At 73.3% G+C, this 14,605-nt stretch carries 14 protein-coding genes and 1 pseudogene; 7 read left to right on the top strand and 8 right to left on the bottom strand.

Annotation, left to right across the window (positions count from 1 at the left end; genetic code table 11):
* Positions 1-26: 26 nt before the first annotated feature.
* From AB0J24_RS23275 to AB0J24_RS23265, 3 genes are read right to left on the bottom strand one after another with little or no spacing between them, the layout of a single operon-like run.
* Entirely contained in the window at positions 27-950 is a 924-nt protein-coding gene (locus AB0J24_RS23275; RefSeq protein ID WP_358684733.1) for an ABC transporter permease subunit, read from the bottom strand.
* Positions 950-2,149: a glycine betaine/L-proline ABC transporter ATP-binding protein gene (locus AB0J24_RS23270; protein ID WP_358684795.1), complete on the bottom strand. Its 1,200-nt coding sequence runs from the start codon at positions 2,147-2,149 to the stop codon at positions 950-952. Before AB0J24_RS23270 ends, AB0J24_RS23275 begins: the two co-directional genes overlap by 1 nt.
* Positions 2,150-2,154: 5 nt before the next feature.
* On the bottom strand, positions 2,155-3,111 hold the full coding sequence (locus AB0J24_RS23265; protein ID WP_358684730.1) for a glycine betaine ABC transporter substrate-binding protein: 957 nt from the start codon (positions 3,109-3,111) through the stop codon (positions 2,155-2,157).
* A 64-nt stretch (positions 3,112-3,175) separates the two neighbouring features.
* Between AB0J24_RS23265 and AB0J24_RS23260 the strand changes: the two genes are divergently transcribed.
* On the top strand, positions 3,176-3,937 hold the full coding sequence (locus tag AB0J24_RS23260) for an alpha/beta hydrolase (RefSeq protein WP_358684727.1): 762 nt from the start codon (positions 3,176-3,178) through the stop codon (positions 3,935-3,937).
* Between the two features lie 69 nt (positions 3,938-4,006).
* Here the strand turns inward: AB0J24_RS23260 and AB0J24_RS23255 are convergent, their stop codons facing one another.
* Positions 4,007-4,432: a TIGR03668 family PPOX class F420-dependent oxidoreductase gene (locus AB0J24_RS23255; RefSeq protein WP_358684724.1), complete on the bottom strand. Its 426-nt coding sequence runs from the start codon at positions 4,430-4,432 to the stop codon at positions 4,007-4,009.
* Between the two features lie 81 nt (positions 4,433-4,513).
* Here AB0J24_RS23255 and AB0J24_RS23250 point away from each other — a divergent pair, with 81 nt between their 5' ends.
* The 5 genes from AB0J24_RS23250 to AB0J24_RS23230 all read left to right on the top strand — a co-directional run bounded on the left by AB0J24_RS23250 (position 4,514) and on the right by AB0J24_RS23230 (position 10,453).
* Positions 4,514-5,500 (top strand): pirin family protein, encoded by a 987-nt coding sequence (locus tag AB0J24_RS23250; RefSeq protein ID WP_358684721.1) that lies wholly within the window; start codon positions 4,514-4,516, stop codon positions 5,498-5,500.
* Between the two features lie 79 nt (positions 5,501-5,579).
* Positions 5,580-5,924 carry a metalloregulator ArsR/SmtB family transcription factor gene (locus AB0J24_RS23245; protein WP_358684719.1) on the top strand — a complete coding sequence of 115 codons (345 nt, stop codon included), beginning with the start codon at positions 5,580-5,582 and terminating at the stop codon, positions 5,922-5,924.
* On the top strand, positions 5,921-6,403 hold the full coding sequence (locus AB0J24_RS23240; protein ID WP_358684716.1) for an SRPBCC family protein: 483 nt from the start codon (positions 5,921-5,923) through the stop codon (positions 6,401-6,403). Before AB0J24_RS23245 ends, AB0J24_RS23240 begins: the two co-directional genes overlap by 4 nt.
* Before the next feature lie 106 nt (positions 6,404-6,509).
* The gene (locus AB0J24_RS23235; protein WP_358684713.1) at positions 6,510-9,611 is read left to right on the top strand and encodes a DEAD/DEAH box helicase; all 3,102 of its coding nucleotides are present in this window, start codon (positions 6,510-6,512) and stop codon (positions 9,609-9,611) included.
* Complete coding sequence (locus AB0J24_RS23230) at positions 9,608-10,453, top strand: SWIM zinc finger family protein (RefSeq protein ID WP_358684710.1); 846 nt, start codon at positions 9,608-9,610, stop codon at positions 10,451-10,453. The genes AB0J24_RS23235 and AB0J24_RS23230 overlap by 4 nt, the downstream gene beginning before the upstream one ends.
* A gap of 258 nt (positions 10,454-10,711) precedes the next feature.
* Here AB0J24_RS23230 and AB0J24_RS23225 read toward each other — a convergent pair whose 3' ends face one another.
* From AB0J24_RS23225 to AB0J24_RS23215, 3 genes are all read right to left on the bottom strand, one after another.
* The gene (locus AB0J24_RS23225; protein WP_358684707.1) at positions 10,712-11,062 is read right to left on the bottom strand and encodes a DUF3817 domain-containing protein; all 351 of its coding nucleotides are present in this window, start codon (positions 11,060-11,062) and stop codon (positions 10,712-10,714) included.
* 112 nt (positions 11,063-11,174) lie between these two features.
* Entirely contained in the window at positions 11,175-12,647 is a 1,473-nt protein-coding gene (locus AB0J24_RS23220; protein WP_358684705.1) for an FAD-dependent monooxygenase, read from the bottom strand.
* A 72-nt stretch (positions 12,648-12,719) separates the two neighbouring features.
* Positions 12,720-13,622: an alpha/beta fold hydrolase gene (locus AB0J24_RS23215; protein ID WP_358684702.1), complete on the bottom strand. Its 903-nt coding sequence runs from the start codon at positions 13,620-13,622 to the stop codon at positions 12,720-12,722.
* A gap of 164 nt (positions 13,623-13,786) precedes the next feature.
* On the opposite strand from AB0J24_RS23215, the gene AB0J24_RS23210 reads away from it, so the two are divergent.
* Entirely contained in the window at positions 13,787-14,218 is a 432-nt protein-coding gene (locus AB0J24_RS23210) for an SRPBCC family protein (RefSeq protein ID WP_358684700.1), read from the top strand.
* A gap of 71 nt (positions 14,219-14,289) precedes the next feature.
* On the opposite strand, the pseudogene AB0J24_RS23205 reads toward AB0J24_RS23210, so the two are convergent.
* Positions 14,290-14,604: pseudogene (locus tag AB0J24_RS23205) on the bottom strand (SMP-30/gluconolactonase/LRE family protein); the annotation flags it as partial.
* Position 14,605: the final 1 nt, after the last annotated feature.

Here is a 14,605-nt window from a genome sequence, read left to right as displayed (position 1 = left end):
TCGGCGCGGCGCGGCGCGGTCCGGGTTCAGGCTCGCGCCCCGGCGCCGGCGACCTCGGTCGTCGTCGCGGGCCGGGCCGAGCCGGAGGTCCGGCCGCGCCGGCCCCGCAGCGTCGCCAGCAGGCCGCGGCCGGGGCGCTCGGCGAGGGCTGCGGTGAACCGGTCCAGGAAGATCGCCAGGATCACGACGGCCAGACCGCCCTCCACGCCCGCGGCGATGTCGAGCTGGGTCACCGCGCTCACCACGACGGTGCCCAGGCCGTCGGCTCCGGCCAGCCCGGCGACCACCACCATCGACAGCGCCAGCATGATCACCTGGTTGATCCCGGCCATGATCGAGGGCAGCGCCATCGGCAGCTGGATCTCGCGCAGGATCTGCCGCGGGTGCGCGCCGAACGCGTGCGCGGCCTCGACGATCTCCGGATCGACGCCGCGGATCCCGAGCTCGGTGAGCCGGACGGCGGGCGGGATGGAGAACACCGTCGTCGCCACCACGCCGGGCACCACACCGATGCCGAAGAAGAACACCGCCGGGATCAGGTAGACGAACACCGGCGTCGTCTGCATCAGGTCCAGCAGGGGGCGCACCACCGCGCCGACCGCACGGCTGCGGGCCGCCCAGATGCCCAGCGGCACCCCCACCGCGGTCGCGATCGTCGCGGCGACCAGCACCACGCCGAGCGTCTCCATCGTCTCCTGCCACAGGTCGAACGCGTCGACCAGGGCGAACCCGAGCAGCGTGAACACGGCCAGGCCCCAGCCGCGCACGAGCAACGCGCCCAGGGTGAGCAGCACCAGCCAGACCCACCACGGCGGTCCGGCGAGCACCGTCGTCAGTGCCTCCACGACCACCGTGACGAGAGCGCTGATCCCGTCCAGCAGGGCCGGGATCGCCGACAGCAGCCACAGCACGAACGCCTCGACGTAACTCCCGAGCTCGATCCTGGGCATCAGCGGCTCCCGTCGGGGCCGGGCTGGGCGGACAGCGCGGCCAGCACGGCACCGCGCGGCACGACACCGCACAGCCGGCCGTCCGCCACGACGGCCAGCGGGACGGGGTTGCGGCCGACGTCGCCCAACAGGTCGATCAGCGGACGATCCGGTTCGGTCGTGCGGTACTCCGCGACCAGCGCCGACTCGTCGATCGAGTCCGCGCCGCGCCCTGCGGCGTGGCCCAGCCGGTCGTCCCGGATCACGCCGAGGATGCGCTGCTCGTCGTCGACCACGTAGGCGCCGGTCGCCTCGGCCTGCCCGAGCCGGACGAGCACGTCGGCCGGGCGCTCGGTGAGCCGCACCGTGATCCTCGGTTCCCGGATCACGTCAGCGGCGGTCAGCACCCGGCTGCGGTCGACGTCGGAGACGAACTCGGCGACGTAGTCGTCGGCCGGGGACTCCAGGATCTGCGGACCGGTCCCGACCTGGACCAGCCTGCCGTCCTTGAGCAACAGGATCCGGTCGCCGAGCAGCATCGCCTCGTTGAGGTCGTGGGTGATGAACACGATCGTCTTGCGCAACTCCCGCTGCAGCCGCACGAGCAGCTGCTGCATGTCCCGGCGGATCAGCGGGTCCAGCGCGGAGTACGGCTCGTCCATGAGCAGCACGTCGGTGTCGGCGGCGAGCGCCCGCGCCAGCCCGACCCGCTGCTGCATCCCACCGGAGAGCTGACCGGGGTAGGCCTCGGCGCGCTCGGCCAGACCCACCTGCTCCAGCGCCCATTCGGCCTTCTCCCGGCGCTGCGCGGTTGCGGTGCCGCGGATCTGCAGGCCGTACTCGGCGTTCTGCCGGACGGTGCGGTGCGGCAGCAACGCGAAGTGCTGGAACACCATCGCGATCCGCTTGTTGCGCAGGTTCCGCAGATCGACGCCACCGAGCGAACCGAGATCGTGCCCGTCGATCCCGATCGTGCCGGAGGTCGGCTCGATCAGCCGGTTCAGCAGCCGGACCAGCGTCGACTTGCCCGATCCGGACAACCCCATGATCACGAACAGCTCGCCGGCCGCGATGTCGAACGACACGTCGTGCACGGCCAGGGTCGCGCCGGTGCGCCGCTGGATCTCACCGCGGCCCACCCCGCCACCGGCCAGCACGACGGCGTCGTCGATCTCCTTCGGGGAACCGAACACCTTGGTCAGGTTCCGGACCTCGATCATCGTGCTCACGGCGCACCCACCCATTCCCGGACCAGGTCGGGACGGGCGGCCACGTAGTCGCGGGCCACCGTCTCGACGTCGGCGTTGTCGACGTCCACCCGTTGCAGCATCTGCTCGACGTCGGCGAGCGGCAGTTCGAATCGTCCGAGCAGTTCCGCGAACCGCGGGGCGGTCGCGTTCAGATCACCGGCAGCGGCGGTCCACGCCGAGTACGCCGGCATCGCGCAGGCACCGTCACCGGTGGTGAAGCAGTCGTCGCGGGCCGGGTTGGGTTCCTCCAGCCTGGTCAGCTCGAACTCCTCGAAGACGTAGTGCGGCCGGTAGAGGTAGACCAGGATCGGCGTGCCGCGTTCCTGGGCGCGGCGCAGCTCGGCGATCTGCGCGGCCTCGCTGGAGGTGACCTGTTCCAGGTCCAGGCCGTATCCGGCGAGCCGCTTCGCGTTCTGCTCGGTGGTGATGAAGCTCGGGTCGGAGTCGACCAGTCTGTTGTCCAGTGCGGCCGCGTAGTCGTTGAGCTGCGTGACACTGCGCAACCCTTCGAGCGGCTGTCCGGGGCCGAGCATCGCGGTGGGCACGTACCAGCCCTGCTCGGCGCCGTCGTAGGTCGGGTGCACGAGCTCGATGCGGGGTTCGGCCTGCGCGGCGAGCTCGGACTGGTTGGGCATCGCGACCTCGGTGAGCACGTCGACGTCACCGCGGCGGGCGCCGGCCCACGCGGTGGCGGGCCCGACCTGGATGGTCTCCAGCTCCCCCACCCCGAGCTCCGGATGCGTCGCGACGACCTCGGCCAGGATCGCGTTGGTCAGCTTCGCCGCACTCCAGGGGAACTGGGCGAGGCGCACCGTGTGCCCGTCGGCGGCACCGGCACAACCGGTGACGGTCAGCAGCGCCGCGATCAGCGCGAGTGCCGGGCACGCGACCCGGCCGGACGCTCGGGTCGGGTGCTGCCTGCCGCGGGACACCGCCGGAACCCTGCAGCACCGCTCGACCACCCGCAACCGGACGCAGCACCTAGCATGATCGACCGTGCCCGCGACGACGCTGCTGGAACTCGACGGCCTGCGCTACGAGTTCGACGACGTGCCCGGTTCACCGGACCTCGCACCCCTGCTGTTCCTGCACGAGGGGCTCGGCTCGGTCGGCCTGTGGCGCGGGTTCCACCGCAGGATCGCCGCCGAGAGCGGCCGGCGTGCCGTCGCCTACTCGCGGCTCGGGCACGGCCGCTCGGACCGCCCCCGCACCCCACCGACGACGTCGTTCATGGCGGAGGAGGCGGCCGTCGTCGTCCCGGCGCTGTGTTCCGCGCTCGGTCTGGACCGTCCGGTCCCGGTCGGCCACTCCGACGGCGGGACGATCGCGCTGCTGACCGCCACCCGGCTCGACGTGCCCGGGGTGATCGTCCTGGCCCCGCACGTGCTGGTCGAGGAGTTCGCGCTGGCCGAGATCCGGGCCGCGCGGACCGCGTTCGAGCAGGGTGACCTGCGCAGCCGGATGGCCCGCCACCACGACGATCCGGACGCAGCCTTCCGCGGCTGGAACGACATGTGGCTGGCCGAGGAGTTCCGGGCCTGGGACATCCGCGACGAGCTCGGCGCCATCACCGCACCGGTGCTCGGGATCCAGGGTGACGACGACCCGTACGGCAGCATCGTGCACGTCCGCAGCGTGGCGGAGCGGGCGGCCGGTCCGGTCACCGTCACCGAGCTGGCATGCCGGCACTCCCCGCACCTGGAGCTGCCCGACGAGACGGCCGCTGCGATCACCGGCTTCCTCTCCGGTCTGCCGTGACCGGACCGCGCCTGCCGCCCCGGGGCGTGCCGACCCGCAGATCGTCGGGCCGGGCACGCGTCCGACGGATCAGCGCGCGGACCATCCGGTCCAGCGGGTCGGGGTCAGCACGAGCACGTCGTCGACGGGCGGCCGGGCCGCGTACGGCGGGTACTTGGCCACCAGCGCCGCGACCGCCCGCTCGTGGTGCTCCCCCCGGTCGTGCAGCTCGGCCACGGCGTCGACCCGCACCCACCACAGCTGCGACCAGTCGTCGTCGTAGCGGTCCGCGAGCAGACCCACCCGCGGATCGGCGGCGATGTCGCGCAGCCGGGCCAACCGGGTGTGCCGTTTCGCCTTCACCCGGTCGACCGCGGTCACCACGGTGCTCTCGACCAGCGCGAACGTGACGGGAACCAGGCGCGGGGTGCCGTCGGTGTGCCGGATCGTGGCGAGCCGGGCGACCGGGGCGGAGGCGAGCAGCTCGGCTGCGGCGGACTGCAGGAGTGCGGGCACCGCCCGAGTCTGGCGGTCCGGGAACAGCCTCGCCACCCTGGTTGTTGAACGTGCAACCACCACCGAATCCGGGAGGATCCGATGCCCGCCGTCACCGTCACCGACGTCAGCACGCTGCCCCGCGTCCCGATCCCGGGGCCGACCGACCTCGACCGCGGGGTCCGCAGCGTCACCACCGCGCCGAAGGGTTACGAGGGCGAGGGCTTCCCGGTCCGGCGCGCCTTCGCCGGCGTCGACCTGCGCGATCTCGACCCGTTCCTGCACATGGACCAGATGGGCGAGGTCGAGTACGCACCGGGCGAGCCGAAGGGCACCTCCTGGCATCCGCACCGCGGCTTCGAGACCGTCACCTACATCATCGACGGCACCTTCGAGCACGGCGACTCGCACGGTGGCGGCGGCACCATCACCAACGGCGACACCCAGTGGATGACGGCGGGCTCGGGCCTGCTGCACATCGAGCGCCCGCCGGAGGAGCTCGTCCGCAGCGGCGGACTGTTCCACGGCCTGCAGCTCTGGGTGAACCTGCCGCGCAAGGACAAGTGGCTGCCGCCGAAGTACCAGGACCTGCGCGCCGGTGAGTCCGCACTGGTTGCGAGCCCGGACGGTGGCGCGCTGCTGCGGGTGATCGCGGGCGACGTCGCCGGGGTGTCCGGGCCGGGCGCGACACACACCCCGATGGCGATGGTGCACGCGACCGTCTCCCCCGGCGGCGAGCTGCGACTGCCGTGGCCGCGCGAGTTCAACGCGCTGGTCTACGTGCTGAGCGGCTCCGGCACGGTCGGCGCGGACCGCCGACCGGTGCGCACCGGGCAGCTCGCCGTGTTCGGGCCCGGTGACGCGATCACCGTGGGCGGCAACGTCTCCCAGGAGGCCCGGCATCCTGGGTTCGACCTCGTCGTACTGGGCGGGCTCCCGATCCGCGAGCCGGTCGCGTGGGCGGGACCGTTCGTCATGAACACCAAGGACGAGGTGCACCAGGCGTTCGAGGACTACCAGCGCGGGCGGCTCGGCGTCGTCCCGTCCGACTACGTGCCGCACGGCTCGCTCCCCGGCTCCTTCAGCTGATTCAACCAATGAGTTGAGTACGGGCCGGTCCTCCGCTAGCGTCTTGCTCAACCGAGAGGTTGAGCAAGGAGGAGGCGACGTGGAGGACCGGCTCTCGAAGGTGTTCGCCGCACTGGCGGACCCGATGCGCCGCGACATGGTGGCCCGGCTGGCCGCCGACGACGCGACGGTGAACGAGCTCGCCGAGCCCTACGACGTCTCCCTGCAGGCCGTGTCGAAGCACATCAAGGTGCTCCAGGACGCGGGGCTGGTCCGGCGGAGCCGGCAGGCCCAGCGGCGCCCGGTGCACCTGGAGGCGGAGGTGTTCGACCTGATGACGGCCTGGATCGAGCGGTACCGGCGACAGGTCGAGCAGCGCTACCGGCGCCTCGACGACCTGCTCGCCGAGGAGTCGTCCGGAACGAGCGAGGGAGCAGCATCATGAGCACGACCACCCGCGAGACCAGCATCGAGGCCGTCGAGGGCCTCCCGATGGTCCGGATCGTCCGCGAGTTCGACGCCCCGCCGGAGCGGGTCTTCGACGCGCACGTCGACGTCGAGAAGGTGAAGCGCTGGCTCGGCCCGCGCAACCTGACGATGACCGTCGACCGCTGGGACGCCACGACCGGCGGCGCCTACCGCTACACGCACACCGACGGCGAGGGCGAGTACCGCTTCTACGGGTCGTTCCACGAGGTCCGCGCACCCGGCCGGATCGTGCAGACCTTCACCTTCGAGGGCTTCCCGGACGGCGTCTGCCTGGAGACACTGACCCTCACCGCGCTCGACGGCGGCCGTACCCGGCTGGTCGCCACGTCGACGTTCGAATCGTTCGAGGCCCGCGACGGGATGCTCGCCTCCGGGATGGAGGTCGGGGTCCGGCAGGGGCACGAGAAGCTCGACGAGCTGCTGGCCGGCGGTTGAGCCGCAGCAGGTCACCGACGGGCAGGGCGTGCGGCCGGGGACCCGGTGCGGGGCCGCCCCGGTTCCCCGGCCGCACATCGTCGGGGGTCGCCTCTAGCGTGGGGGCGTGCTCGTCGTCCACGCCCTGTTCTCCCCCGGCCGCGGCGTGCTGCTCTGGGCGGAGGACGGGGAGCGCCCGGCCCGCACCTCCCGGCGCTCGCTGCGCACCGCGCGCCCGCACCCGTTCGCGGTGCCCTCCGACGAGCTGGCCGCGGTGCACCCGGGTCGCAACGCCTCGGTCACGGTGCTGCTGCCGTCCTTCCCCGGCGGCCCGCAGGACTCCCCCGGCCTCGTCCGGTCGACCGCGAGGGTGCACTCGCGCAGCGACCCCACGCTGGCGCCGTGGACGGTCCCCGCGGTACTGGTGGACCCGTCCGAGCTGAGGGACCTCTCGGCCGACGTGCGCTACGGCGACGAGGTCGCCCATCTCGCCGAGCTGGCCTCGATCGCCGAGGAGCTGGCCGCCCGCGGGCGGGTGCTTCCGCTGCTGCGCACCGAGGCCGGCCGACCGGTCGCCCGCTGGCGTCCGGTGGTGCAGGGTCTGGACGCGGTGGCCCGGGCCGATCTGGTGCGCCGGCTGCCGCCGGTGGCGCGTGCCGAGCAGCGGCGACCGGGTGACGTCTCCGGCCCCGCCCCGGAGGAGCTGGTCGACTCGGCGCTGGCCCGGTTCACCGATACCGCGGTCCGGGAGCGGTTGGGCCGCTCATCGGTGATGCCGCTGCCGTCGCGGCCGGACTCGGTGGCAGCACTGCTGCACGCCCTCACCGGGCCGGACCCGGCGGTCGCCGCCGGCGCGGAGGGGCTGGGTGTGCTGCGCGACGCCCTCGACGAGTGGGCGGAGGTCGGCCGCGAGCAGGCCGGTGCAGGTACCGCGCTGTTCCGGCTGGCCGAGGTGCCCTCGATGCACGACCCGGCCGATCCCGGGCCGGACCCGCTGGACCAGACCGGTGAGGGCACCCGCTGGGAGCTGCAGTTCGTGCTGCAGTCCACCGAGGATCCGAGCCTGCAGATCGAGGCCGCCGACGTCTGGGCAGGCGCGGCCGACGATCTCGTCGCCGGCGCGCAGGAGGTGCTGCTCGCCGAGCTGGGCCGGGCCGCCCAGGTGCTCCCGCCGCTGGTCCGGGCGCTGCGCAGCGCCCGGCCCACCGAGCTGGCGCTGGACGTCGACGGGGCGCACCGGTTCCTCACCCGGGATGCCCCGGCACTGCTCGCGGCCGGGTTCGGGGTCGCGCTCCCCCGCGGGTGGGACGGCGCGCGCACGCTCGGGCTGAAGCTGTCGGCGTCGTCGGCGGCCGCCCCCGGGGTGGTCACCCGGGGCGGTCTGGGCCGTGACGAGCTCGCGACCTTCCGCTGGTCGATCGCGGTCGGCGACGACGAGCTGGCCGAGGAGGAGATCGCCGCTCTGGTCGCGGCGAAGGCTCCCCTGGTCCGGCTGCGTGGGCGCTGGGTCGCGGTCGACGCCGAGGCGCTGGCCCGCGGTCTGGACTTCCTGCGCCGCGCACGGGACCGCACCCCCACCGTGCACGACGTGCTGGCCGCCGCCCGGGGTGATGTCGACGCCCCGCTGCCGGTGACCGACGTGACGGCGCACGGCCGGCTCGGTGAGCTGCTCGAGGGCACCGCGGACCGCGATCTGGAGCCGCTGCCGCCGCCGTCCGGGTTCACCGCGCAGCTGCGCCCCTACCAGGAGCGCGGCGTCGCGTGGCTGGCCTTCCTGTCGTCGCTCGGGCTGGGCGCCTGCCTGGCCGACGACATGGGGCTCGGCAAGACCGTGCAACTGCTCGCCCTGGAGGCACACGACCGGGCCCCCGACGAGGGTGCGCCCGGGGCACCGACGCTGATCGTGTGTCCGATGTCGATGGTCGGCACCTGGCAGCGGGAGGCCGCCCGGTTCGCGCCGGACCTGCGGGTGCACGCCCACCACGGCGCGGGCCGGCCCCGTGGCGCGGCACTGCACGAGCGGCTCGGGGCGGTGGACCTGGTCGTCACGACGTACGCCACCGCCACCCGCGACGCCGAGGACCTGCGGCTGTGGCGGTTCCACCGGCTCGTCCTCGACGAGGCCCAGATGATCAAGAACTCGTCTGCCGCCGCGTCCCGCACGATGCGCTCGCTCGACGCGGCGCACCGGATCGCGCTCACCGGCACCCCGATGGAGAACCGGCTGGCCGAGCTGTGGTCGGTGATGGACTTCCTGAACCCGGGCATGCTCGGTGTGCCCGAGGTCTTCCGGCAGCGCTTCGCGGTGCCGATCGAGCGGCACGGCGACGCCGGGGCCGCCCGGACCCTGCGCCGGATCACGCGCCCGTACCTCCTGCGGCGGGTCAAGACCGACCCGACGGTGATCGACGACCTGCCGGAGAAGATCGAGATCGTGGTCGACCACCGGCTCACCCGCGAGCAGGCCTCGCTCTACCGCACGGTCGTCGACGACATGATGGAGAAGATCGAGGGCAGCGACGGCATCGAACGCCGCGGCAACGTGCTCGCGGCCATGAGCAAGCTCAAACAGGTCTGCAACCATCCAGCACAGCTGCTGCACGACGGCTCGCCGATCCACCGGGCGGGCGGGCGGCACCGCTCCGGGAAGGTCGCCCGGCTGGAGGAGATCCTGGAGACGGTGCTCGCCGCGGGAGACAAGGCGCTGCTGTTCACCCAGTACACGGAGTTCGCGGCGATGCTGCGCCCGCACCTGTCGGCGCGGTTCGACACCGAGGTGCTCTACCTGCACGGAGGCACCCCGAAGAAGCGCCGCGACGAGATGGTCGCGGCGTTCCAGGGACCGGACGGGCCCTCGGTGTTCCTGCTCTCGCTCAAGGCCGGCGGTACCGGGCTGACGCTGACCGCGGCGAACCACGTGATCCACCTGGACCGCTGGTGGAACCCCGCCGTCGAGGACCAGGCCACCGACCGGGCGTTCCGGATCGGCCAGAAGCGTTCGGTCCAGGTCCGCAAGTTCGTCTGCCCGGGCACCGTCGAGGAGCGGATCGACACGCTGGTCGCGTCGAAACGGTCGCTGTCGGACATGGTCGTCACCGACGGCGAGGACTGGCTGACCTCGTTGTCGGTCGGCGAGCTGCGGGAGGTCTTCGCGCTGGGCGCCGACGCGGTGGCCGACAGCGACTCCGATGCAGAACCTGACCTGCCTGCCGCCGGGGGGCTCCGGTGAGCGACCGGCCGTTCTGGGCGCAGGACGACTTCACCGGCGGTCGCCCGATCCGGGTCGAGGGCGGCATCCGGATCCACGCCCCGAAGGGCCCGGTGGCCCGCACCTGGTGGTCGGCGCGGTTCCTGTCCGTCCTGGAACAGCTCGGCGTCGGCGGGCGGCTCTCCCGCGGGAAGACCTACGCCCGGTCCGGGCAGATCGTGTCGCTCGACGTCGACGCGGGGGCCGCCGTCGCACTGGTCCAGGGCACCCGGCCACAGCCCTACCGGGTGCGGATCGGGTTGCGGGTCTGGGACAAGCCGGAGTGGCGCCGGGTGGAGCACGCCCTCGCCGCGGATGCCTGGTACGCGGCTGCGCTGCTCGCCGGGACGGTGCCGACCGAGATCGAGGAGCTGCTCGGCGGGCTCGGGCTGTCGCTGTTCCCGGCACCCGGCAACGATCTGTCGCAGGACTGCTCCTGCCCGGACGCGACGGTGCCCTGCAAACACCTGGCCGCGGTGTTCTACCTGCTGGCCGAGCGCTGCGACACCGATCCGTTCATCCTGCTGGCGCTGCGCGGCCGGGACCGGGCGACGCTGCTGGGGCGGTTGCGCGAGGAACGCGACCAGGCCGCCGGTGCGGCCGGGCCGGCCGAGACGGTGGCGCTCGCCGACCGGCTGGACGACTTCTGGTCGGCGCCCGCCGCCACCACCGTCCCGCCGCGACCACCGGAGACCGAACCGGGAGCGGTGCTGAACCAGGTGCCGGAGCCGGAGCTGCGGGCCGGCCGGAAGCGACTCACCGAGGCACTCCGACCGATCTACGCGGCACTGGCCGACCCGGAGGATGACGACCGGAACGTGTGAGGGCCCGGCCGCTGTGATCGACACGGCCGGGCCCTCGTCCCGAACTGACGCGCCGCTCCCACCACGAAGCGACACGACGAAATTAGCCAAGCCTTACCTCAATGTCAAGCCCCGGGCCGGACCGGCTCGAGTGCCGTCCAGGCACCCCGGAACGCAGGACGGCCCGGCCGCTGTGGTCATGGCGGCCGGGCCGTGATTCCCGAACTGACGCGCCGCTCCCACCACGAAGCGACAACGCAGAAGTTAGCCGAGGCTTACCTACGCCGTCAAGCGGCGCACCCGGCGGGGCCCTCGCGCCCGGTCCGCGTCAAGCCGCCCGGTCCGCACGACGTGACGCTCGAACCAGATCGTCGTCAACGGCGGGACGCTGGCGAGCAGGCCGACCGCCGTCGTCCACAGGCTCCAGCGGAACAGCCTCGCGGTCCACAACGTGACCAGCACGTAGACGACGAACAGCGCACCGTGCACCGGGCCGAAGACCTGCACCCCGATCTCGCTGGTGCCCAGCACCCACTTGACGAACATCCCGGCCAGCAGGCCGGTCCAGGACACCGCCTCGGCGATCGCGACGATCCGGAAGATCCGGGCGACGAGGGTGGGGTCGTTCATGGGGGCGGCCTCCGGGCAAGGTCGTCGAGTCGGACGGCTCCACTGTGCCGCATCCGGAGCGCGACCTTCTACCCGGCGTCGAACAGTGCGCGGACGGTCGGCAGGAGACCGTTCACCGGTGCGCCCCGACCGGCCGGATGCCCGCCGCCTCCAGGGTCGCCTCCAGCCGGGCCGGGGAGGTCCCCCGCCACAGCAGGTGGCCGTCGGGCCGGATGAGCAACGCGTCCGCGCGGTCTGTCGCGGCGAGCGTGACGGCGCCGGGAAGCCTGCGGTCGAGCACGGCGCGCAACGGCGCGAGGTCCCGGCCGACCAGCGCCCATCCCGGCCCGAGCAGGTCGGCGAGCCGCAGCCGTCCCCCGTCGACGGTGACCGGACGCTCGCCGACACGGTCTCCCGGCCGCGGCGCCCGCCCGCCCCCGCCCAGCGGGCCGCGACGGTAGCTCAGGTCCAGCTGGGACGCGACCCGGGTCGCCCGGCGCTGGACGCTCGGCAGGTCGAGGATCCGGATGAGCACGTGATCGCGCAGCAACCGGGCGAACCACCCTTGCGCGACGAGCATCCGGGTGTTGGTAGTGGTGCGCCGGAGCACGTCGGCGGCCGCCGGCCTGCGCTCGGCACCGTAGGTGTCGAGCAACGCCGCCCGCGCCCCGCCGTGTACGACCAGGGCCAACTTCCAGGCGAGGTTCTCGGCGTCACCGATGCCGGTGTTCATGCCCTGACCGCCGAACGGGGAGTGGATGTGCGCGGCATCACCGGCGAGGAGGACCCGGCCGGACCGGTAGCCGTCGGCGAGTCTGCGCTGGATGCGGAACACCGAGGTCCAGACGACGTCGGAGATCCGGGTGCCGACGATCCCGGCACGCTCCTCGATCAACCCGGCCAGCTCGCGCACGACGTCGTCGGGGGTGAGGCGGCGGCCGTCGTCGGGCACGTCGGCCATGAGCCGCCACAGCGTCCCGACCTCGTCCGGCATCGGCATCGCCATGATCAGGCCCTCACGGTGGAACCAGCCCGCGCCGCCGGAACGGTCGGGGAGCCCGTCGGCGTGCACGTCGGCGAGCAGGAACCGTTCGACGATCGGCACACCGGGGAAGCCGATGCCCGCCAGCTCCCGGACACGGCTGTGCGCACCGTCGCAGCCGACCAGCCAGGAGGCCTCGATCGTGCCGCCCTCGGAGGTCCGGATGGTCACACCACCGGCCTGCTGTTCCAGCTCCGCCACCTCTCGTCGCCATTCGACCCGCACACCGTGTCGGTCGAGGCGTTCCCGCAGCCGGTGTTCCACCGAGGCCTGAGAGACGTAGAGGGCCTGCGTGCTCTCCCGTTCGTCGTGGGCGAAGGTCATGGTCGCGAGGTGCTCGCCGCGCACGTACATGCGTAGCCCGGTCGGGGCGACGGCGTCGGCGGGCAGGTCGCCGAGCGCGCCGAGCCGGTCGAGCACCTCCACCCCGCGGGCATGCAGGATGTTCGCCCGCGAGGTCACCGACGGCCCGTCGGCCCGGTCCAGGACCCGGACCCGCACCCCGGCGGCGGCCAGGCCACAGGCGAGTGCGAGGCCGGTGGGTCCGGCGCCGACGACGAGCACGTCGGTGCCGGACCGGTGCCCCCCCGTCCCCGAGGTCCGGGACGGCGACGGTGCCGCCGGGGCCCTGGTAGGTCAGCTCGGCCACGGCGCACCCTCCTGGAAGGCGGTGAAGTCGAGTACGCGGGCCTCGACCAGGTCGGGCCGTTCACCGGACAGCGAGTGACCGACGCCGGGGACCAGCTCGACCCGGGCGTCGGGCAGCAGCGCCCGTGCCCGTCGAGCGGCCCGCGCCGCGTCGTGGGTCCGGCTCTCGGCACCGAGGAGCACCTGGACCGGGAGGGTGAGCGAACGCAGCTCGTCGTCGGACAGCATGGCGGGCGGTACCGCCGCGCCGCGGTGTCCCGCGGCGACCGCGGTGGTGACCCGTCCGGTCGGGGTGTCGAGCGACCCACCGCCGATGATCCACCGCAGCGCGCGGCGCCGGACCGGTTCGGGGGCGAACCGGGACGCCGCCAGAGCGGCGGGCAGGAAGGCCATCGGGAACCGGGCCAGCACCTGCGCCGGTTCGATCATCGTCAGCGAGGCGAACGCGGACGGATCACGCACGGCGAGGTTGGCCGCGAGCCAGGCCCCGTAGGAGACACCGACGGCGTGCGCGGGCCCGGTGCCGAGCCCCTCGACGGTGTCGGCGAGCCACGCCGCCTGGTCGTCGGCGGTGCGCGGGATCCGGTCCGGCACGCTCGGGCCGGCGTCGCCGAGCGGTTCGACAGCCAGCACGGTGCGGTTGCGGGACCAGACCGGGATCTGTGGCAGCCACAGGGCGGTGGTGGCGCCCCGGCCCGGCAGCAGCATCAGCGGGCGTCCCGGCCCGTCGCCGTACTGCAGGACGCGCACCGTTCCGAGGCGGGTCGGCACGTCGTGCTCGGTGCTCGGCTCGGGGAGTCGGGCGAGCGCGCGGTGATAGGCCAGCTGGAAGCGCCTGCGGGCGGCGGGGCTGGCGAACCCGCCGGTTCCGTCGCTGGTGCGCGCGCTCATCTCCGCCTCCGATGGCTCGGCGTCGGACGCCCTACGCCTCCGATATTACTACAGTCACTGTATCACTACATCGACTGCTCCATAATGACGTGCAATGCTGACGCCTGGACGTACCAGGTGGTACAACCTGGTTGCGTGCCGGACGGTACACCCGAGGAGGGGCGATGGAGTTCGTCGTGGAGCAGGACGTCCCGACCGACGCCGAGCACGTGTGGTCCGTGCTCGCCGACCCGGTGGACTGGCCACGGTGGACCGACTCCATCACCCGGATCGACCTGCTCGACGGCGGCATCGCACCCGGTGACCGGGTCCGGATCGTCCAGCCCCGGCTCGTCCCGATGACCTGGACGGTCACCCGGCTCGTCGAGGGCGCCGAGCTGACCTGGGTCGCCCGGGGCCTCGGTGTGGCAACCACCGGGACGCACCTGGTGACCGGACGGGGCCCCGGCCGGTCCCGGCTGCGGCTCGGCCTGGCCCAGCACGCTCCGGTGGGCGTCGTCGTCGGGACGGTGCTCGGCCGGCTCACCCGTCGCTACCTGGGGCTGGAGGCCGCCGGGATCGCGGCGGCCGCGCTGGAACACCGCGGCGCCACCTGACCGGACGCGGCCGTGCCGGAGCACCGTGGCGCCGCCACACCACCCGGCGACGAGATTGCCCCGCGCGCGGATCAGCGACCGGCCGGCGGAGGAGCCCCGTTCACCGACAACCGGATCGCGTACACCGACGTGGTCGCGGTGATGAACAGGTGGTTGCACCGGGGGCCGGCGAACACCAGGTTCGAGCAGATCTCCGGCACCCGCAGTACGCCCAGCACCGTCCCGTCGGGATGGACGCAGTGCAGGCCGTCGTGCGCCGCCGCCCAGATCCGCCCCTCGGCGTCGACCCGGACGCCGTCGAACCCGCCCGCGTCGGAGATCGCCAGGATCTCTCCGCCGCGCAGCGACCCGTCCGCGGTCACCTCGAACCGGCGGATGTGACTCGGC

It is taken from the genome of Pseudonocardia sp. NPDC049635, from assembly GCF_040659795.1.
Classification (GTDB): Bacteria; Actinomycetota; Actinomycetes; order Mycobacteriales; family Pseudonocardiaceae; genus Pseudonocardia.
This window is presented reverse-complemented; position numbering and strand designations above follow the sequence as displayed.